Genomic DNA, 20,041 nt, shown 5'->3' on the forward strand with positions numbered 1-20,041 from the left:
AGAGGGCTAGCTGGTGGGGCCGGGGAGAGAGGGGAAAGCGCTTTCCGAAAACAGACGCTACTTAAGGTACGCGAGCCCTTCGTGGACCGAGGTGTAGCCCTCGACCAGCCTGCGGGCGACATTGACGGAGTCGACGAGGGGGTGCAGCGCGAAGGCCTTCACCGCGGTCGCGCGCGAGGCGGACTCGGCGGCGGCCAGCACCTCCCGCTCGACCGCCTTGACCGAGCAGACCAGACCGGTGGCGTGGTCGGGCAGCGGGGCGACGGAGACCGGGTGGGCACCGTTGGCGTCGACGAGGCAGGGCACCTCGATGACGGCCTCGTGGTCGAGCACGGAGAGCGTGCCCTGATTGCGGACGTTGAGGATCAGGGTCGTGCGCTCGTCGCGCGCGATGGCCCGCATCAGGGCGAGGGCGACCTTCTCGTAGCCGCCGGAGAGGTCGTCGGCGTCGCGTTCGCCGGCGCCGGCCGTCTCCCGGTTCTCGGACATGTAGGTGGCCTCGCGCTCGGCGCGGGTGCGGTCCCAGACCTCCAGCGCCCGCGCACCGGGGGCGCCGACCTCGTCGTAGAACCGTGCCTGCTGGTCGGCGAGGAAGGCGCCGCGGGTCTTCTCGGCCTGCTGGTAGGCGCGGACGGCCTCGCGGTTGAAGTAGTAGTAGTGCAGGTACTCGTTGGGGATCGCGCCCAGCGACTGGAGCCAGTCGACGCCGAAGAGCTTGCCCTCCTCGAAGGAGCCGAGCAGGTCGGGGTCGGCGAGCAGCCGCGGGAGCTCGTCGCGGCCGGCGATCTTCAGGCCGCGGACCCAGCCGAGGTGGTTGAGGCCGACGTAGTCGATCCAGGCCTCGTTGGGGTTGGCGCCGAGCACGCGCGCGATACGGCGGCCGAGGCCGACCGGGGAGTCGCAGATGCCGATGACCCGGTCGCCGAGGTGGCGGGACATGGCCTCGGTGACCAGTCCCGCCGGGTTGGTGAAGTTGATGACCCAGGCGTCGGGGGCGAGCCGGGCCACCCGCCGGGCGATGTCGACGGCCACGGGGACCGTGCGCAGGCCGTAGGCGATACCGCCCGCGCCGACCGTCTCCTGACCGAGCACGCCCTCCGCGAGGGCCACCCGCTCGTCGTCGGCCCGGCCCTCCAGGCCGCCGACGCGGATCGCCGAGAAGACGAAGTCGGCGCCGCGCAGGGCCTCGTCCAGGTCGGTCGTGGCGCTCACCCGTGGGGCGTCCTCGACCCGGGCGGCCTGCTCGGCGAGCACCCGGGTCACGGCGGACAGCCGGCCGGCGTCCAGGTCGTGCAGCACGACCTCGGTGACCCTGCCCTCGCCGCGGTCGCCCAGGAGGGCGCCGTACACGAGCGGCACACGGAACCCGCCGCCGCCCAGAATCGTCAGCTTCACTCTCGCACCTTTCCTGCCTCGACCACTTCGACGCCCGCCTCCTCCAGACAGGAGCGGGTCACCGGGTCGGCCGGGGCGTTCGTGACCACCACGTCCAGCTCCTCGGGACCGCAGACCTTCGCCATGCCCGTACCCGGGAACTTGGCGGCGTCGGCGAGCAGGACGACCTTGTCGCCGGCCTTGATCATGGCCCGCTTGACCGGCACCTCGACGACCGTCGTGTCCATCACCTGCCCACCGGGGCGCACTCCACTGGTGCCGAGGAAGAGCCAGTCGGCGTGCAGCTGGCGCAGGTTGTCCTCGGTGAGGAAGCCGACCAGGCTGCGGTACTCACGGCGGAGCATGCCGCCGAGCAGCACCAGTTCGATGCCCTCGTCGTCGGCGAGCTCCTCGTAGACCACCAGGTTGCTGGTGATCACCGTGAGGCGGCGGCCGTGCAGCTGCCGGGCCAGCCGGTAGGCGGTGGTGCCGATGTCCAGCAGCACCGTCTGCCCGTCGGCGACCATGGCGGCGGCGCGCTCGGCTATGGCGTCCTTCTCGGACACGCGCACCTCGGCGACCTCGGCGAAGGGCTGGTCGCCCTCCTCCACGACGGCGCCGCCGTGCACGCGCGTGAGCAGCCCGTCCTCCTCCAGTTTGACCAGATCGCGCCTGATCGTGGCGGGGCTCACACCCAGCTGCTCGGAGAGATCGGTCACGGATGCGGGGCCGCCGGAGCGCAGGGCCCGCAGGATGAGTTGGTGTCGTCGTTCTGCCAGCACGGCGTGAACACTACTCGTCATCTTCAATCAAATCCATGCTCAGTTCTGCTCGGGTATTGACCAATCTCGTGGATCAGCGCACGATTCCCGTCATCGAAATTGACGAGTTTTGACGAGAGGCTCTTCGCGTGGACGACGACAGGCCCGACGTGCTCCTGACCGGGCTGCTCTTCTACGACCTCGTCCTCACCGGCCTCGGAAAGCCGCCGACGCCGGGCGAGGAGATCTGGACGGCCGGCATGGGCTGCGGCCCCGGTGGCATCGCCAACCTGGCGGTCGCCGCGTCCCGCTTCGGCCTCAGCACCTGCCTGGCCACGGTCTTCGGCGACGACTTCTACGGCGAGTACTGCCGGGACGTGCTGTGCGACCAGGAGGACATCGACCTCTCGCTCTCCCGCACCGCGGACGGCTGGCCCACCCCGGTCACCGTCTCACTGGCCGCCGGCCAGGACCGGGCCCTGATCACCCACGGCCAGGAGCCGCCGTACTCCCAGGACGCGCTGATGGGCGACCCGCCCGAGGCACGTACGGCCCTCGTCCACCTGGAGGCCGAGCCGCGCGCCTGGCTCGCCAAGGCCGCCGCCAACGGCACACAGATCTACGCGGACGTCGGCTGGGACCCCACCCAGGAGTGGTCGAAGGACCTCCTGGACCAGCTGGCCCTGTGCCACGCCTTCGTCCCGAACGAGACCGAGGCGATGGCCTACACCCGCACCGACAGCGCGGTGGCGGCCCTCGGCACGCTCTCCGAGCTGGTGCCGGTCGCGGTCGTCACCCGCGGCGGGGACGGCGCGGTGGCCGTCGACCAGATCACCGGCGAGTACGCGGAGGTCCCGGCCCTGCCGGTCGACGTCCTGGACGCGACGGGCGCCGGTGACGTGTTCGGCGCCTCGTTCGTCACCGCCTCCCTCGGTGGCTGGCCGCTGGAGGAACGGCTGCGGTTCGCCGTCCTCGCGGCCGGCCTGTCCGTCCAGCTCCACGGCGGCGCCCTCGCGGCCCCCGGCTGGTACGGCGTCGACCGCTGGTGGCGCTCCCTGACCGACCCCGACCTGCGCAGGACGTACGGCTTCCTGGCCGACCGTCTGCCGGCGGACGCGGGTCCGCCGATGCGCCAGGCCCCGGTCACCCCGCCCCGGCAGCACTGACCCTCACCCACTCCCCCACAGTCCAACGCCCCTCAGCACCACGAACAGGAACAACAGGAGTGACCCGTGGACCTTTCTCGTAGAGGCTTCCTCCAGGCCGCCGCGCTGACCGCGGCCGCCTCCGGACTGACCGTCGCCTGCGGCGGCTCGGGCTCGGGCGGCACCAAGAACGGCAAGAACCTCACCCTGTGGTACTGGGGCGGCGCGCTCAGCGACAAGGTGGTCGCGGAGGCGAAGACCCACTTCAGCAGCGAGATCAAGCTGACCACGGCCTCCATCGGCGGCGACTTCAAGCAGAAGCTCACCACCACCCTCGCGGCGGGCAGTTCCGTGCCCGACATCACCGGCATCAAGGGCGAGGACATCGCGTCCTTCCTGCCCAACGCCGACCGCTTCCTCGACCTGAACGACCTCGGCTTCAAGAAGATCTCCTCGCAGTACCTGGACTGGAAGACCAAGCTCGCCCAGACCGAGGACGGCAAGCAGATCGGCTTCCCGATCGACATCGGCCCCACCGCGCTCTTCTACCGCGAGGACCTCTTCGCCAAGGGCGGGGTGGACACCGACCCCGCCAAGGTCGCCGAGCTGGTGAAGACCTGGGAGGACTACTTCCAGCTCGGTGTCGAGCTCCAGAAGAAGAACCCCGGCACCTACCTGGTCAACAACATCAGCTCCGTCTTCAACATCGCGGTCGGCCAGGGCACCGAGCGGTTCATCGACAAGGACAACCACTTCATCGGCGACGGGGACCACATCCGCGCCGCGTGGACCACGGCGGTGCGCCCGTACACCCTCGGCATCGACGCCAAGATCAACGACAACACCTGGAACGCCGCCGTCGGCAAGAACCTGCTCACCGAACTCGGCGCCGCCTGGCACGCGCTGGACATCGAGCAGGCCGCCCCGCAGACCAAGGGCAAGTGGCGGGTCTGCGCGAACCCGGTCGGCCCTGCCAACCAGGGTGGTTCCTACCTGGCGCTGCCCAAGCAGTGCCGCAACCCCGAAGAGGCGTTCAAGATCATCAGCTGGATCCTGAGCCCCGCGAACGACGCCCGCGGATTCACTGACGCCGCCATCTTCCCGGCCGCACCGGCCGCGTACGCCATGCCGGCCATGACCGGTCCCGACGCCTTCTTCGGCGGACAGAAGGTCATCGAGGTCTTCGGGCCGGCCGCCCAGGCCATCAAGGTCGCCTACGAGGCGCCCGCCGACGCCGCCGTCATGGCCCCCTTCATGACGGAACTGTCCAGCATCGAGGCGAAGGGCAAGAAGCCCGACGACGCCTGGAAGGACGCGGTCAGCCAGGCCAAGCAGATCGCCCGGCGGCAGGGGGTGAGCTGAGGTGACGTCCCCTCCGGTCACCGGTCCCGCCGTGGTGTCCAAGCACCGCGGCGGGCCGGGCCCGGCCCGGTTCCGCCCGCGGCGCACCGCACCCGCGGGCACCGCTCGGCCCAAGCGGCGCGGACCGCTGGCGTACTGGCGGCAGTACCTGGCGATCTCGCCGTTCTACCTGATCTTCGCCGCGTTCTCGTTCTTCCCGGTCTTCTACTCCCTGTACCTGGCCTTCCAGCGCTGGGACGGCCTGGGCAGCATGCAGTTTGTGGGGCTCCAGCAGTTCCGGTTCCTGTGGGACGACCCGGTCTTCTGGCTGTCGATCCGCAACACCCTGGTGATCTGGGTGCTGTCCACCGTGCCGACCCTCTTCGGTGCCCTGATGCTCGCGACGCTGCTGCACTCGGTGCGCCGCTTCAAGGGCTTCTACCGCATCGCGCTGTACGTGCCGAACGTGACCTCGATCGTCGCGGTGGCGATCTTCTTCGGCGCGGTGTTCAGCAACAACTTCGGTCTGGTCAACGCGATTCTGGGCGTGGTCGGCATCTCGCCGGTTCCGTGGCTGAGCAACCCGTGGCTGATCAAGGTGGTCATCTCGCTGCTGATGACCTGGCAGTGGACCGGCTACAACATGATCATCTATCTGGCCGGGCTCCAGGCGATCCCGAACTCGATCTACGAGGCGGCGAAGGTGGACGGCGCGGGTCCGATCCGCACGTTCTTCCAGATCACCATTCCGATCATGCGGCCGATCATCCTGTTCACGGTCATCATCTCGACCATCAACGGCCTGCAGAGCTTCAGCGAACCGCAGGTCCTGTTCGCCAGCAACGCCGCCAACGCCAACCTCGGCGGGCCGGGCCAGGCGGGTCTGACGACCTTGCTGTACTTCTACCAGTCGGCCTTCCTCAACAACGACTACGGCTACGGCGCGGCCATCGTGTGGGCCTTCTTCGTACTGATCATCATCCTCGTCGCCGTCAACTGGCGCCTCACCACACGAGGGAGGAAGGCATGACCGCCGTCGACACCGCGCGGCCGGCCAACGGTGGCAGGCGACTGCGCCGCCCCAGGGGCCTCACCGCGCACATCATCCTCGTCGTGGCCGTCCTGGTCTCGGTCTTCCCGTTCGCGTGGACGATCGTCATGGCGACCAACACCACGCAGGACATCTACAAGAGCCCGCCGAAGTTCACCTTCGGCTCCCACCTGCTGGAGAACATCCGGCACGTGCTGAACACCATCGACTTCTTCGGGTCGATGCTCAACACGGTGATGGTCGCGACCGTCACCACCGTCCTGGTGCTGTTCATCGACTCCCTGGCGGCCTTCACCTTCGCCAAGTTCGACTTCCCCGGACGCAAGCTGCTCTTCGGCACGCTGCTGTTGTTCATGATGCTGCCGCTCCAGCTGGCGATCCTGCCGCAGTTCATCCTCATGTCGGAGATCGGCTGGGTGGGCATGCTCAAGGCGCTCGCCCTGCCCTCCCTCGCCAACGCCTTCGGCATCTTCTGGCTGCACCAGTACATCCAGAACGGCGTGCCCGACGAACTCCTCGACGCCGCCCGCATCGACGGCGCCGGGTTCTTCCGCCAGTACTGGAACATCGCACTGCCGATGATCAGGCCCGCGCTGTCGTTCCTCGCCATCTACGTGTTCGTCAACTGCTGGAACGACTACATCTGGCCGCTCGTCGTGCTCACCGACCCGGGCCACGTGACCCTCCAGGTGGAGCTCGCCCAGCTCAACGTCGGCCACACCACCGACTACAGCATGGTCATGGCCGGTGTGCTGATGGCGGCGCTCCCGCTGGTCATCGTGTTCAGCATCTTCGCCCGCGGGTTCATCGCGGGCGCCACCGAGGGAGCGGTACAGGGCAGCTGACCGGGTGCGGGGAGAAAGGGGTGGGCGGTGAGCCACACCAGCGGCAACGTGCTCATGGTCGAAAGGAACGGCCCGCGCCGCACCCACACAACCGGTGCGCCGCCCGACGCCAAGGCCGACCATCCCGCCCCGGCCACGCCGACCGCCAGGACAACCCGCACCGAATCCGGACCGGCCGACCCGCCGCCAGGAGAAGGGAGTGGGTGGTGAGCCACGCCATCGGCAAGGTCCTCGTGGTGGGGATGGACGGGCTGCGGTACGACCTGCTCATCCGCTCCCCGGCCGTGGCGCCCGTACTGCACGGGCTCATGGCGGCGGGCGCCCACGGCCTGGCGGACGACAGCACGGGCCACAACGAGCCCAGACCGGCTGACCCCCCGCCGGGAGAAAGGAGTCGGCCGTGAGCCACCCCCGCGGCAAGGTCCTCGTGGTGGGCATGGACGGGCTGCGATACGACCTGCTCACCCGCTCCCCGGCCGTGGCGCCCGTACTGCACGGGCTCATGGCGGCGGGCGCCCACGGCCTGGCGGACGACAGCACGGGCCACAACGAGCCCAGACCGGCTGACCCCCCGCCGGGAGAAAGGAGCCGGCCGTGAGCCACCCCCGCGGCAAGGTCCTCGTGGTGGGCATGGACGGGCTGCGATACGACCTGCTCACCCGCTCCCCGGCCGTGGCACCCGTACTGCACGGGCTCATGGCGGCGGGCGCCCACGGCACCAGCCTGCTGCCCTACGGCGAGGTGGACGGCCAGGCCCCGGACGGGCCGTCCACCAGCATGGCCTACACCGACTCCGGGCCCGGCTGGTCGAGCGTGCTGACGGGGGTGTGGCCCGACCGGCACGGGGTGCGCGGCAACGACTTCGTCGGGGCCGACTACGGCCGTTACCCCGACTTCCTGAGCCGGGCCGTCACCGCCCGGCCCCGGCTGCGCACCGCCGCCGTGGTGTCCTGGCCGGAGCTGATCCGGCGCGGCACCCTCGGCCCCGCCATCGGCCGCCGGGTGCGCTACGACGGCGAGTCGGACGGCTACGCCACCGCGGACCGCCTCGTCGCCCGCACCGCCGAGCGCTGGCTCACCCAGGACGACCCGGACGCCGTGTTCGTGTACTTCGGCGCCACCGACGAGGCCGCCCACGCCACGGGCCCGCACAGCCCCGCCCACGACCGGGCCCTGCTCGCCCAGGACACCCACCTCGGGTGGCTGCTGGCAGCCATCGACGCCCGGCGCTCCGACCCCGCCCGCGCGCGGGAGCGCTGGACCGTGCTGGTCACCACGGACCACGGGCACCTCGACACCGGCGGCCACGGCGGCGACACCCGCGCCGAGCGCGAGGTCTTCGTCGTCCTGGCCGAGCCCGGCATGCCCGGCGGCACCCGGCTCGACACACCCCGTCCCATCGACATCGCCCCCACCGTCCTGGACCGGCTCGGCGTCCCCGTCGACCCGGCCTGGGGCCTTCAGGGCCGGGTCCTGCGCGGCCACGGACAGTCCTGCCACGCCCCCGCACCACCGACTACGGAACGGTCATGACCGACGCACCCCGCGGACCCCGCCCCTCCGATCCCCTCATCGCCCTGCGCCCCTGGGAGGCACCCGAGGTGACCTCCTGGGGCCGCCTTCCCATGAACGCCGTCGACCGGCGCTCCGGAGCACTCCCCCTGGACGGCGACTGGCGCTTCCAGCTGCTGCCCACTCCGGACGCGCCGGTCGGCGGTCCCTGGTCGTCGGCCCACGTCCCCGGCGTCTGGACGATGCAGGGCACGGACGACCTCCCGCGGTACCTCAACGTCCGCATGCCGTTCCCCGAGTTCCCGCCGTACTCCCCCGCCGCGAACCCGACGGGCGTCCACGAGCGTGAGGTGGACGTCCCCGCCGACTGGGCCGGGCGCCGGATCGTGCTCCAGGTCGGGGCCGCCGAGAGCGTGCTCCTCGTGCACGTGGACGGGCGGCCCGTCGGGATCTCCAAGGACTCCCACCTGGCGGCCGAGTTCGACCTGACGGGCCTGGTGCGCGCCGGCGAGCGGGCCGTCGTACGGCTGACGGTGGTCAAGTGGTCGGACGCCTCGCACATCGAGGACCAGGACCAGTGGTGGCACGGCGGGATCACCCGCTCGGTGCTGCTGTACGCGACGGATCCGCTGCATCTGGCGGACGTGACCGTGCGGGCCTCCCGCGACGGCTCGTTGCGGGTCGACTGCCAGGTGCGGGACGCGGGGGGCGCGCTGCCCGAGGGCTGGTACGTCAGCGGGGAGCTGGACGGTCTCGCGCTGGCGCGGGACACGGAGTTCGAGCGGTTCAACCGGGAGGACGAGCGGGTCTCCGACTTCCTCGGCGAGGCCCGACTGCGGACCGTCGTCGAGGACGTCCGCACCTGGAACGCCGAGACGCCCGAGCTGTACTCGCTGACCGTCCGGCTGCACCGCGCCGACGGCACGGTCGCCGACACCTCACGGCACCGGATCGGCTTCCGGGACGTCGAGATCGTCGGCCGGGACCTGCTGGTCAACGGAGAGCGGGTGTTCGTCCGGGGCGTCAACCGGCACGACTTCCACCCGCTGACCGGGCGGACGGTGTCCTACGACGACATGCGCGCGGACCTGGCCACGCTCAAGCGCTTCGGGTTCAACGCGATCCGCACCTCCCACTACCCGAACGACCCCACGCTGTACGACCTCGCCGACGAGCTCGGGTTCTACGTCGTCGACGAGGCGGACATCGAGTCGCACGACCACGCCCACGAGATCGCCGACGACCCGCGCTATCTGAACGCCTTCGTGGACCGGGTCTCGCGGATGGTGCTGCGGGACAAGAACCACCCGTCGGTCATCGTCTGGTCGCTGGGCAACGAGTCCGACTACGGGGCCAACCACGACGCGGCCGCGGGTTGGCTACGGCGGCACGATCCGACGCGTCCGGTCCAGTACGAGGGGGCCGCGAAGCTCGACTGGGCGGCGAGCGACGACGCCACCGACATCGCCTGCCCCATGTACGCCTCGCTGGAGGAGTGCGTGGAGCACGCGCTGTCCGGGCGGCAGACCAAGCCGCTGATCTGGTGCGAGTACTCCCACGCCATGGGCAACAGCAACGGCACGCTCGCGGACCATTGGGCGGCCATCGAGTCAACGCCGGGTCTTCAGGGCGGGTTCATCTGGGAGTTCTGGGACCACGGCATCCTCCAGCGTGTGAACGACGGCAGACCGGTCGGGCGTGGGGGCGCCGGGCTCTGTGACAACGGTGTCGCCGCGCCCGGACATCGCTGGGCGTACGGCGGCGACTTCGGCGAGCCCGACCACGACGGTGCCTTCATCGCGGACGGTGTGGTCTTCCCCGACCGCACGCCCAAGCCCGTGATGTACGAGTACCGGGAGATCGCGGCGCCGGTGCGCATCGAGTGCTTCCGGCACGAGGGCATCGTGCTCGGCAACCACCAGCACTTCCGGGGCCTCTCCTGGCTGGCCGCCGAGTGGCAGCTCTCCCTGGCCGACGGCCGCACCCTGACCGCGCCCGCCGAGCTGCCCGATCTGCGGCCCGGCGAGACGGCGGCGGTGCCGCTGCCGTTCGAGCTGCCCGAGGACGGCGGCGAGGCCTGGCTGACCCTGCGGGTGACGACCGCCGGGGACGAACCCTGGGCACCGCGCGGCACGGTGGTGTGCCTGCCCCAGGTGCGGCTGCGGGAGGCGGCACCGCAGACCCGGAGAGCGGTGCCGAATCGTTCCGTCAGGGTCGACGACGACGGACTCCTGGTCCACCCCCTGCTCACCGCCGCCCCCACGCTCTCGCTGTGGCGGGCGCCCACCGACAACGACGAGCTGGGCGGGACGGCGTCGCGCTGGCGTGACTGGGGCCTCGACTCCCTGGTGCGGAAGGTCGCGCACATACGGCAGACCTCCGGACGGGTCACCGTGCGTGCCGAGTACGTCTCCGAGGCCGGTGTCGTCCGTCATGTGCAGGTCCTCACGGCGGTCGAGGGCGGGGTGCACGTCGAGGAGTCGGCCGAGCTGCCGGACGCCCTCGTCGACGTGGCGCGGGTCGGCTCCGTGTTCGAGACGGTCGCCGGGCTCGACCTGATGGAGTGGTTCGGACAGGGCCCCTGGGAGTCGTATCCGGACCGCGCCTTCGGGGCGCCGGTCGGCCATCACTCGGTACCCGTGGACGAGCTGTTCACCCCCTATCTGCGCCCCCAGGAGAGCGGCGGACGGCACGGCGTACGGCACTTCACGCTCTCCGCGCCCGACGCCACCGGCCTCTCGGTCGTCCTGGACGAGCCGCGCCAGGTCGGCGTGAGCCGGTACCGGGCCGCGGACCTCACCGGGGTGGCGCACCACGACGAGCTCGTCCCCCGGGCGGGCTGTGTCGTGCACCTCGACGCGGCCCACCGCGGCCTCGGCACCGCCTCCTGCGGACCCGACACCTTCGCCTCCTACCTCGTCACGCCGGGCGTCCACCGCTGGAGCTGGACGCTGCGGGCGCTCTGAATCTCCCTTCCCGACTTCCCTTCGCTACGGAGCACACGTGTGCACTTCGCATGACCAGAATCAGGGCGAGGCCGCGCAGGCCGGTGCCGGACGGCGCGGTTTCCTGCGGGCTACGGCACTGCTGGGCGCGGCCGCCACGGCGGGTCTCGCCCTGCCGGCGGTGGCCGAGGCCTCGACGTCCGGCCGGCGTCCCGACCCGGAGAGCCGGCGTTTCACGCTCGCCGTGATGCCCGACACGCAGTACCTCTTCGACGGACCGAGCATCGACAAGGCACCGGTCGAGGCCTCGTTGCGGTATCTGCTGGAGCACGGGAAGGACGAGAACATCGTCTTCCTGTCCCACCTCGGCGACCTCACACAGAACGGCGCCGCGGCCGAGTTCGCCGCGATCGGTGAGGCGTTCGGGCTGCTGGACCGGCGCGGGGTCGGCTACAGCGTCCTGGCGGGCAACCACGACGTGAAGTCGTCCAGCACGGACCAGCGCGGTGCGACGCCGTATCTGGACGTGTTCGGTCCGGACCGGTTCAAGGGTGCGAGGACCTTCGGCGGTGCCTCCCCGGACGGCTACAACACGTACCACCTGTTCAGGGCCGGGGGCCGGGAGTGGATGGTGCTCGCCCTGGACTGGCGCCTCTCCGACGCGGGGTACGCCTGGGCGAAGAGCGTCCTGGCCGCCCACCCCAGGACCCCGGTGATCCTGACCACGCACGAGCTGGTCGTCGAGGACGGCAGCCTGTCGGCGTACGGGCAGCAGTTGTGGGACCGGCTCGTCAAGGACCACGACCAGATCTTCCTCACCCTCAACGGCCACTACTGGCCCGCGGGCCGGACGGTCCGCGAGAACTCGGCGGGCCACGACGTCCACCTGCACCTGACGAACTACCAGAACCGGTACTTCGGCGGCGCCGCGATGATCCGCCTGTACCGCTTCGACCTCGACCGCGGTGTGATCGACGTGGAGACGGTCTCCCCGTGGATCCTCGGCCGGGCCGCCAAGGGGCTCAACGAGCTGGAGCGGCAGGAGATCGAACTCAGCGGCGACGCCGACCGGTTCACCGTCGACATCGACTTCGCCTCGCGCTTCGCCGGCTTCGACCCGGTGCCCGCGCGGCCCGCGCGACCGGCGTCGAAGATGCTCGTCCGCGGAACGGCCGCGTACTGGCGCTTCGAGTCGGCCGTCTCTGGCACGGTCCGCGACCTCTCCGGCCACGGCAACGACCTCACCGTGGTGTCGGTGGGTGGCGGCTCGCTGGGCTGGTCCGCGGACCACCACCCGGACCAGCCCGGCCACGGCAGCCTGGAGTTCCAGGGCTACAAGTCGCCGCTCAAGGGCGCGTATCTCCAGACGGTCGACAAGGCGCCGCTCAACTCAGCGGTGTTCAAGGACGGTTACACCATCGAGGTGTTCTACCGCATGCCCGCCGACTGGGACCCGGACCACAACGCCTGGGCAGGACTGGTCAGTCGGCGCGGCACAGGCGGCGCCGCGGGCAAGACCGCCGACGACCCCGACGAGCCGCTCGCCACGCTCTCGCTGTCCAACGACCGTGAACCGCAGTGGGCCATGCGCCCGCTCAACCAGGAGGGCATCGCCACCAACTGGGGCCAGGAGACTCCGCTGGAGACCTGGTGGCACCTCGCCGTCGTCAACGACGGACGGCACACCACGCTGTACGTCCAGGGCTGCCCGGTGGTCCGCAATCCCAAGGCGCCCGCCGTCGGGATCGCCTCGGTCGGCGAGCCGTGGCTGCTGGGCGGCTACACGTACGCCGACCAGATCGACCAGATCTTCCACGGCCGCCTCGGCGACGTCCGGATCGTCGCACGGGCGCTGCCCGTCTCCTCCTTCATGACGCACTGACTGGGGCCACCATGACCGAGCAGCAGTTGCCCTCCTGGGCCGACCCTTCCGTCTCCCCCGCCGACCTCGACGCCCAGGGTGTGTCGAGGCGCGGGCTCCTGCGCCGCGCGGGCCTGTTCGGCGCCGCGTTCGCGCTCGGCTCGGCGGCGACCCCCGCGCTGGCCTCGCCACGGCGCCCGGGCCTCGGCGGCGAGGACCCGCGCCTGGCCTACCTGGTGGGCGACCACCACGTCCACTCCGTGTACAGCCACGACGCCAAGTACACCTTCTCCCAGCAGGCGCAGGCCGCCGCCAGGTACGGCCTCGACTGGATGGTGTTCAACGAGCACTCCAACTTCGGACACGCCTACTACGGCGCCGCGTTGGAGCACGCGGAGATAGTCAAGGCGCGCGCGGAGAACCCGCGCCAGCTGATCTTCCAGGGCCTGGAGTGGTACATCCCGGCCGCCGAGCACTGCACGGTGTTCGCGGCTCCCGGGCCGCACGAGACCGACCTGCTCACGCGGTTCGAGCTGGCCTACGACGGCAAGCTGCTCGGCTACACCGAGGGATCCGTGGGCGCCGCCGACACCGCGCGCAACGAGGCCCACGCCGTCAAGGCGATCAAGTGGCTCGCGGAGCAGCGCCGTTCGGGCTACGTCGACGACGTCCTCGTCATCGCCAATCACCCGCTGCGGCTCGGTATCGACTCCCCGCACGAGATGCGGGCCTGGCGGGACGCATCTCCCGAGATCATGATCGGCATGGAGGGCGCACCGGGCGCCCAGGGTGCGGCGATCCCCGGCTGGCGCGGTGCGACCTCGATCCGCGGCGAGTACGAGAACAAGCCGACGGCGCAGTCCTGGCCGGGCTATCCGGCGGACGCGTATGTGACGTACGGCGGCTTCGACTGGGCGACGGCGACCGTCGGCGGGCTGTGGGACTCGATGCTGGCCGAAGGCAGCCTGTTCTCGATCACCACGAACTCCGACAACCACCGCACCGTCTTCGACACCTGGAAGAACGGCGACTGGCCGACCGGGCAGAACTTCGACAACACCGGCAAGCTGCCCGACCCGGTGAACACCGACACCCCGCAGCCCGGCAGCGACTTCTGGCCCGGCGAGTTCAGCCGCACCCACGTCGGCGTGACCCGGTACGGCTACCGCGCGGTGATGGCGGGCCTGCGCGCGGGCCGGGTCTGGGCGGACCACGGGCATCTGCTCGACGGGCTCGACGTGCGCGTGAAGCGGGACTGCGACCCCGGGCGCGGTGTCACGCTGGGCGGGCGGCTGCGGGTCCGCAAGGGCGAGCGGATCACGCTGTACGTGACGGTCACGTCCGCCTCCCGCCCCAACCCGCAGGGAATCCTGCCCGAGTTGGCGCACGTGGACGTCATCCGGGGCGCGGTGCGCGGCCCGGTGGCCGACCGGGACACCTGGCGGGCGCCCGACACCAAGGTCGTGGCGACGAAGGACGTGTCGGGCCGGAAGGGCACGTACACCCTGCGCATCCCGCTGACCGCCGGGGACGAGTCCTTCTACGTCCGGCTGCGCGGCAGCGACGGCAAGCGGCACGGTACGGGATACCTGGGTGCCTCGGTCGACCCGCACGGCCCGATTCCCCACGAGCCCGGCGACGGGGACCCGTGGGCGGACACGTGGTTCTACTCGAACCCCGTCTTCGTCGACGTCACCGGCTGAGGTCAGCGCCCCAAAGGGGCGTGGGGAACTGCGCGACCAGCCACAGCGGTCCCGCAGTTCCCCACGGCCGGCACTTCCTAGGCGTAGAACCGGGAAAGACTCTGCAGCACCGCCGCCGGCTTCGCGCCGCCCTCGATCTCGATCGCCCCGTCGACGGTGATCTGGACGCCGCCCGGCACCTCCTCGACCTCCGTGAGCTTGGCGACCAGGCGGATGCGGGAGCCGACCTTCACCGGGGAGGGGAAACGGACCTTGTTCAGGCCGTAGTTGACCTTCGTGGTGACGCCCTGGACGTCCAGCAGCTCGGTGAACAGGGGGATGAACAACGACAACGTGAGGTAGCCGTGGGCGATCGGGGCGCCGAAGGGGCCCTCGGCGGCGCGCGCCGGGTCCACGTGGATCCACTGGTGGTCGCCCGTCGCGTCGGCGAAGGTGTCGATGCGCTCCTGGGTGACCTCGATCCACTCGCTGGTGCCGAGGTCGCTGCCGGCGAGCTTCTTCAGTTCGTCGAGGCCGTTCACGGTGAGGCTCATGGGGTTCCTTAACTGTTGCCGTAGCGCTTGCGCACCCGGGACTTGAGGAGCTTTCCGGAGGCGGTGCGCGGGAGTTCGTCCGCGACCACCACCGACTTGGGGATCTTGTACTTGGCGAGCCGGCCGGCCAGGGAGGCCAGGACCTCGTCGGGGTCGGGGGTGGCGCCCTCGCGGGGGACGACGACCGCCCGCGGCACCTCGCCCCACTTCTCGTCCGGGACGCCGATGACCGCGCACTCGGCGATGTCCGGATGGCCGAGGAGCAGGTCCTCGATCTCGGCGGGGTAGATGTTCTCGCCCCCGGAGATGATCATGTCCTTGATGCGGTCGACGATGAACACGTATCCGTCCTCGTCGACCCGGGCCGCGTCCCCGCTGCGGAACCAGCCGTCCGCGAAGGAGGCCGCGGTCTCCTCGGGCAGCCCCCAGTAGCCGGGCATGACGTGGGGGCCCCGGAGCACGACCTCGCCGGTCTCGTCGACGTCGACGGGCGCGAGGTCCGGCCGTACCACCCGGACGTCGCTGAAGAAGTGCGGCACGCCCGCCGACCCCGCCTTGCTGATGGCGTGCTCGGCGTCCAGGAAGAGGGTCCCGGGTGACGCCTCCGTCATGCCGTAGCCCTGGAGGAAGGTGAGTCCGCGCGCCTGGTAGGCGGCGATGAGAGGGGTCGACACGGGGGAGCCGCCGCACGTCAGGATCCGCAGCGAGGACAGGTCCGCGTCCGCCCAACGGGGGTGCCTCGCCACCTGCTCGAACATCGTCGGCACCCCGAACATGAAGGTGATCCGGTGCTGTTCGATCAGGTCGAAGGTGGCGTTCGGGTCGAAGGCCTCGACCAGGACGCAGGTGCCGCCCTTGAGCAGCACCGGGAGGGTCAGCATGTTCAGGCCGGCGGTGTGGAACAACGGGGCGGAGACCAGGGCGCGTTCGTCGGCGATCAGGTCGGTGTCGACGAGGACGTTGATCGCGTTCCAGGTCAGGTTGCCGTGGGTGAGCATGGCGCCCTTGGGCCGCCCGGTCGTGCCCGAGGTGTACATGATGATGCAGGTGTCGTCGGGCGTGACCGGCTCGTCGATCGGTTCGGCCGGTGAGTCGGCGAGCAACTGCTCGTACTCGGCGCCGACTTCGACGTACGTCCGCACATCGGTGCTGCCCGGGAGCCCGGCGACGAGCCCCGCGTGCGAGGGGCCGTAGACAAGCGCCCTGGCCCCGGAGTCGGAGAGCTGGTAGGCGATCTCCGGTCCGGCGAGGCGGGTGTTGAGGGGGACGAAGACCGCGCCGAGGGTGCCCGCCGCGAACATCGTCTCCAGGTAGGAGGGGTGGTTGGGGCCCAGGTAGGCGACCCGGTCGCCGCGCCGGATGCCCCGGGCGCGCAGGGCGTGCGCGAGGCGGATGACGCGGCTGTGCAGCTCGGCGTACGTGACCGTCGTGTCGCCGTGGATCAGGGCGGTGCGGTGCGGGGTCTTGCGGGCCCGGCGTGCGGGCCACGAACCCAGTCCCTCGTTGCGCATCTGGGGCCCCTTACGGCTTGGTCAGCCCGAGCAGACGGGCGGCGTTCTCCTTGAGGATCCTCGGCTTCACCTCGTCCTTGATCGACAGCTTCTCGAAGTCGGCGAGCCAGCGGTCGGGGGTGAGGACGGGGAAGTCGGAGCCGAAGAGGACCTTGTCCTTGAGCAGGGTGTTCGCGTACTGCACGAGCTGCGGCGGGAAGTACTTCGGCGACCAGCCGGACAGGTCGATGTGGACGCCCGGCTTGTGCGTGGCGACGGCGAGGGCCTCGTCCTGCCAGGGGAACGACGGGTGCGCCAGGATGATCTTCAGGTGCGGGAAGTCGGCGGCGACGTCGTCGACGTGGAGGGGGTTCGAGTACTTCAGCCTGATCCCCCCGCCACCCGGGACCCCGGCACCGATGCCCGTCTGACCCGTGTGGAACAGGGCGATGGTGCCCGTCTCCTCGATCACCTCGAAGAGGTCGTAGGCCACCGAGCGGTCGTTGGGGAAGAAGCCCTGGATGCTGGGGTGGAACTTGAAGCCCTTGACCCCGTACTCCTCGACCAGGCGGCGGGCCTGCTTCACGCCCGCCTTGCCCCGGAAGGGGTCGATGGAGGCGAAGGGGATCAGCACGTCGGAGTTGGCGGCGGCCGCCTCGGCGACCTCCTCGTTGGGGACGGGGGCCGTGCCGGTCGCGGACTCGGCGTCGACCGTGAAGATCACCGCGGCCATCTTCCGCTCGCGGTAGTAGGCCGCCGTCTCCTCCAGGGTCGGCTTCCGCTTGCCCTCGACCTTGAAGTAGGCGGAGGAGGCGTCGTGGAGGTCGTCGTCCAGGGAGGAGTGGCCCTTGGAGGACACCTCCGCGTGGGTGTGGACGTCGATGGCGACCAGGTCCTCGATGTTCATCAGGCCTCCGGGAACTTCGGCGCCGGGATGCCGACCGTCTGGAGCTCGGCACCGACCGAGGTGGGGAAGGCGTCGGCCAGGGTCTCGGGGGTCCAGCCGCCGTCCGCGTACGCCGCCTTGATCTCCTGCGGATGGGACCAGAGTGCCACCTTGTCGCCGCCGATGCCGATGGCCTGGCCGGTGATGGAGCGGGCGGCCTCGGAGGCGAGGAAGGGGACGAGGGCCGCGCAGTCCTCGGGGGTGCCGAAGCCCTCGCCCTTGCGCAGGAAGTCCGGCAGCGGCTCGCCGTTCCTCATGGCCTCGATGTACGGGGCGAAGGCGGGGATGGTCTCGGTCATCGCGGTGGCCGCGACCGGCACGATCGCGTTGACGGTGATGTTCGCGCGACCCAGCTCCATGGACCAGGTGCGGGCGAAGGCGGCGATGCCGGCCTTGGCGGCGGCGTAGTTCGTCTGCCCGAAGTTGCCGCGCTGTCCGGCCGGGGACCCGACCAGGATCAGGGTGCCGCCCTCGCCCTGCTCGCGCATCCGCACGGCGGCGGCGCGGGCGCAGGTGAAGGTGCCCTTGAGGTGGGTGGCGATCACCGCGTCGAAGTCGTCGTCGGTCATCTTCCACAGGACCTTGTCGCGCAGGATGCCCGCGTTGGTGACCAGGACGTCGAGCCGTCCGAACTCCTCCACCGCCCTGTTGACCAGGCGCTCGGCGGCCTCGGTGGTGCCGACCGGGACGACCTCGGCGACGGCGGTGCCGCCCGCCTCCGCGATGGACTTCACGGCCTGCTCGGCGACCGCCTCGTCGACGTCGTTGACGACCACGGAGGCGCCGTGGGCGGCGAGGGCGTGCGCGTAGGCGAGGCCGAGGCCCCGGCCGCTGCCGGTGACGACGGCGACCTTGCCGGTGAGATCGATGCTGGGCACGAGCGGGTCCCTTCACGAACGGATGCTGGGGGTGCGGCTTCATGTCGCCGGGGTGCGGCTACGAGATCGAAGCTAAGAGCAATAATTGGTGACGTCAATAGTTGTTGGCGACCTTCGGGTGCGTCATGCTGGAATCTCCCTGACACACCGAGCACGAGGAGCCCGCCATCACACGCCAGCACGTCACCCCGAAGCCCATCGACTCGGAGGAGCCGTGGATGCGCGGGCTGCACGCGGACACCGGTTACCTGCTGTACCGCCTGGGCCTGCGCTCGGGTCAGCTGTTCAACACCTTCCTCCAGGAGTCGGGGCTACGGCTGCGGCACTACGCGGTGCTGCGCTACCTCGCCGGGTCCGAGGGCGCCCTCCAGCGCGAGCTGAGCACCCGGCTCGGCTACGACCCCAGCGCGATCGTCGGCCTGGTCGACGACCTGGAGAAGCTGGGCATGACCGAGCGCCGCCCCTCCCCCGACGACCGCCGCAGCAAGATCGTCGTCCTCACCGACCAGGGCCGGGCCTTCCTGCGCGGCACCGACGAGGCGGGCAGACGGGTCACCAACGACCTGCTCGCGCCGCTGGACCCCGCCGAGCGCGACACCCTCCAGGCCCTCCTGCTGAGAGTCGCCGACCAGCCATGACCGCCCTTCCGGACTCCCGACCGCGCTCGGGCCGGGGCGCCGCCACCGCCCCGGACCGCCTGCTGTCCGTGCTCGCCGCGTTCGACCACGACCATCCGGCGCTGTCCCTGACCGACATCAGCCGGCGGGCCGGGCTGACCCTGACGACCACGCACCGGCTGGTGGGCGCGCTGGCCGACTGGGGCGCGCTGGAGCGTGACGAGGCCGGGGTCTACCACGTCGGGCTCCGCCTGTGGGAGGTCGCCGCGCTCGCGCCGCGCGGGGTCGCGCTCAGGCAGCTCGCGCTGCCGTACCTGGAGGACCTGTACGAAGCCACCCACGAGAACGTGCAGTTGGCGGTGCGGGACGGCTCGGACGTCGTCTACATCGAGTGGATCGCGGGGCGTTCGTCGGTCGGTGTGCACATCCGGGTGGGGGCGCGCTGGCCGCTGCACGCCACCGGGGTCGGCCTGGTCCTGCTGGCGCACTGCGCGCCACGGGAGCAGGAGGAGTACTGCGCGAGTCCGCTCGCCGTCTTCACGCCGCACACCATCGCCGAGCCGGTGCAGCTGCGCCGGGTCCTGGCCGAGGTGCGCCGCACCGGAGTCGCGGTGAGCAGCCGCCAGGTCACCGACGACGCCCTGTCGGTGGCCGCCCCCGTGTGCGGACCCGACGGGACGGTGGTCGCGGCCGTGTCGGTCGTCGTGCCCCACGCCGACGCCCAGGTGCCGACGCTGATCCCGGCGGTACGGCTCGCCGCGCTCGGGATCTCACGGGCACTCGGCTGGCAGCCGACGGTCACGCCCCCGGCGGGCACCGGGCATCCCTCGCACCGGTGAGGTCCCGGCCGCCTCGGCGTCGGTGATATTCGAACGGCCCCGGCGCCGAGGAGCCGCCGCTCCGCCACCCGGCCCTGGTACGCCTTGGTCGGCAGCCCGCGCACACGCCCCGCGTTCCGGCCCCGGATATCCCTCTCATCGGTGAGGTCCCGGCGCCGCCGGTGTCGTGATACTGGAACGGCCCCGGCCCCGAGGAGCCG

The 20,041-nt window shown here is 70.9% G+C and carries 18 protein-coding genes; 12 read left to right on the plus strand and 6 right to left on the minus strand.

What is annotated here, in order from left to right; translation table 11 throughout:
- Nucleotides 1–57: 57 nt before the first annotated feature.
- Both ABZ098_RS40020 and ABZ098_RS40025 read right to left on the minus strand, forming a co-directional pair.
- Complete coding sequence (locus ABZ098_RS40020; protein WP_356599079.1) at nucleotides 58–1,395, minus strand: 6-phospho-beta-glucosidase; 1,338 nt, start codon at nucleotides 1,393–1,395, stop codon at nucleotides 58–60.
- Nucleotides 1,392–2,156, minus strand: coding sequence for a DeoR/GlpR family DNA-binding transcription regulator (locus ABZ098_RS40025; RefSeq protein WP_356599081.1), 765 nt, complete (start codon nucleotides 2,154–2,156; stop codon nucleotides 1,392–1,394). Before ABZ098_RS40025 ends, ABZ098_RS40020 begins: the two co-directional genes overlap by 4 nt.
- Before the next feature lie 128 nt (nucleotides 2,157–2,284).
- On the opposite strand from ABZ098_RS40025, the gene ABZ098_RS40030 reads away from it, so the two are divergent.
- The 10 genes from ABZ098_RS40030 (at nucleotide 2,285) to ABZ098_RS40075 (ending at nucleotide 14,538) form a co-directional block, all read left to right on the plus strand.
- Nucleotides 2,285–3,301, plus strand: a complete 1,017-nt coding sequence (locus tag ABZ098_RS40030) for a carbohydrate kinase family protein (RefSeq protein WP_356599083.1) — start codon at nucleotides 2,285–2,287, stop codon at nucleotides 3,299–3,301.
- Between the two features lie 66 nt (nucleotides 3,302–3,367).
- Nucleotides 3,368–4,642, plus strand: a complete 1,275-nt coding sequence (locus ABZ098_RS40035) for an extracellular solute-binding protein (protein ID WP_356599085.1) — start codon at nucleotides 3,368–3,370, stop codon at nucleotides 4,640–4,642.
- A 34-nt stretch (nucleotides 4,643–4,676) separates the two neighbouring features.
- Nucleotides 4,677–5,651 carry a sugar ABC transporter permease gene (locus ABZ098_RS40040; protein ID WP_356599229.1) on the plus strand — a complete coding sequence of 325 codons (975 nt, stop codon included), beginning with the start codon at nucleotides 4,677–4,679 and terminating at the stop codon, nucleotides 5,649–5,651.
- Nucleotides 5,648–6,517 carry a carbohydrate ABC transporter permease gene (locus tag ABZ098_RS40045; protein ID WP_356599087.1) on the plus strand — a complete coding sequence of 290 codons (870 nt, stop codon included), beginning with the start codon at nucleotides 5,648–5,650 and terminating at the stop codon, nucleotides 6,515–6,517. Before ABZ098_RS40040 ends, ABZ098_RS40045 begins: the two co-directional genes overlap by 4 nt.
- A 206-nt stretch (nucleotides 6,518–6,723) precedes the next feature.
- The gene (locus ABZ098_RS40050) at nucleotides 6,724–6,921 is read left to right on the plus strand and encodes a hypothetical protein (protein ID WP_356599089.1); all 198 of its coding nucleotides are present in this window, start codon (nucleotides 6,724–6,726) and stop codon (nucleotides 6,919–6,921) included.
- Nucleotides 6,918–7,115 (plus strand): hypothetical protein, encoded by a 198-nt coding sequence (locus ABZ098_RS40055; RefSeq protein ID WP_356599091.1) that lies wholly within the window; start codon nucleotides 6,918–6,920, stop codon nucleotides 7,113–7,115. Before ABZ098_RS40050 ends, ABZ098_RS40055 begins: the two co-directional genes overlap by 4 nt.
- On the plus strand, nucleotides 7,112–8,050 hold the full coding sequence (locus ABZ098_RS40060) for an alkaline phosphatase family protein (RefSeq protein WP_356599093.1): 939 nt from the start codon (nucleotides 7,112–7,114) through the stop codon (nucleotides 8,048–8,050). The genes ABZ098_RS40055 and ABZ098_RS40060 overlap by 4 nt, the downstream gene beginning before the upstream one ends.
- Nucleotides 8,047–10,995, plus strand: a complete 2,949-nt coding sequence (locus tag ABZ098_RS40065) for a glycoside hydrolase family 2 TIM barrel-domain containing protein (RefSeq protein ID WP_356599095.1) — start codon at nucleotides 8,047–8,049, stop codon at nucleotides 10,993–10,995. Before ABZ098_RS40060 ends, ABZ098_RS40065 begins: the two co-directional genes overlap by 4 nt.
- A gap of 37 nt (nucleotides 10,996–11,032) precedes the next feature.
- The gene (locus ABZ098_RS40070) at nucleotides 11,033–12,856 is read left to right on the plus strand and encodes a LamG-like jellyroll fold domain-containing protein (RefSeq protein ID WP_356599097.1); all 1,824 of its coding nucleotides are present in this window, start codon (nucleotides 11,033–11,035) and stop codon (nucleotides 12,854–12,856) included.
- Nucleotides 12,857–12,867: 11 nt separating this feature from the next.
- A complete protein-coding gene (locus tag ABZ098_RS40075) occupies nucleotides 12,868–14,538 on the plus strand; it encodes a histidinol-phosphatase (RefSeq protein WP_356599099.1) in 1,671 nt (556 codons plus the stop codon).
- Nucleotides 14,539–14,615: 77 nt separating this feature from the next.
- Here ABZ098_RS40075 and ABZ098_RS40080 read toward each other — a convergent pair whose 3' ends face one another.
- The 4 genes from ABZ098_RS40080 to ABZ098_RS40095 are packed head-to-tail and all read right to left on the minus strand — an operon-like array spanning nucleotide 14,616 to nucleotide 18,385.
- A complete protein-coding gene (locus ABZ098_RS40080; protein ID WP_123764195.1) occupies nucleotides 14,616–15,071 on the minus strand; it encodes a MaoC family dehydratase in 456 nt (151 codons plus the stop codon).
- A gap of 8 nt (nucleotides 15,072–15,079) precedes the next feature.
- Entirely contained in the window at nucleotides 15,080–16,582 is a 1,503-nt protein-coding gene (locus tag ABZ098_RS40085) for a long-chain fatty acid--CoA ligase (RefSeq protein WP_356599101.1), read from the minus strand.
- A 10-nt stretch (nucleotides 16,583–16,592) separates the two neighbouring features.
- The gene (locus tag ABZ098_RS40090) at nucleotides 16,593–17,468 is read right to left on the minus strand and encodes an amidohydrolase family protein (protein WP_356599103.1); all 876 of its coding nucleotides are present in this window, start codon (nucleotides 17,466–17,468) and stop codon (nucleotides 16,593–16,595) included.
- Nucleotides 17,468–18,385: an SDR family oxidoreductase gene (locus tag ABZ098_RS40095; protein WP_356599105.1), complete on the minus strand. Its 918-nt coding sequence runs from the start codon at nucleotides 18,383–18,385 to the stop codon at nucleotides 17,468–17,470. Before ABZ098_RS40095 ends, ABZ098_RS40090 begins: the two co-directional genes overlap by 1 nt.
- 218 nt (nucleotides 18,386–18,603) lie before the next feature.
- On the opposite strand from ABZ098_RS40095, the gene ABZ098_RS40100 reads away from it, so the two are divergent.
- Together ABZ098_RS40100 and ABZ098_RS40105 are read left to right on the plus strand one after the other, a co-directional pair.
- Nucleotides 18,604–19,023 carry a MarR family transcriptional regulator gene (locus tag ABZ098_RS40100; protein ID WP_356599107.1) on the plus strand — a complete coding sequence of 140 codons (420 nt, stop codon included), beginning with the start codon at nucleotides 18,604–18,606 and terminating at the stop codon, nucleotides 19,021–19,023.
- Nucleotides 19,020–19,841 (plus strand): IclR family transcriptional regulator, encoded by an 822-nt coding sequence (locus ABZ098_RS40105; RefSeq protein WP_356599109.1) that lies wholly within the window; start codon nucleotides 19,020–19,022, stop codon nucleotides 19,839–19,841. The genes ABZ098_RS40100 and ABZ098_RS40105 overlap by 4 nt, the downstream gene beginning before the upstream one ends.
- Nucleotides 19,842–20,041 lie beyond the last annotated feature (200 nt).

Origin of the sequence: Streptomyces sp. NPDC006335 (assembly GCF_040612795.1) — a bacterium.
Classification (GTDB): Bacteria; Actinomycetota; Actinomycetes; order Streptomycetales; family Streptomycetaceae; genus Streptomyces.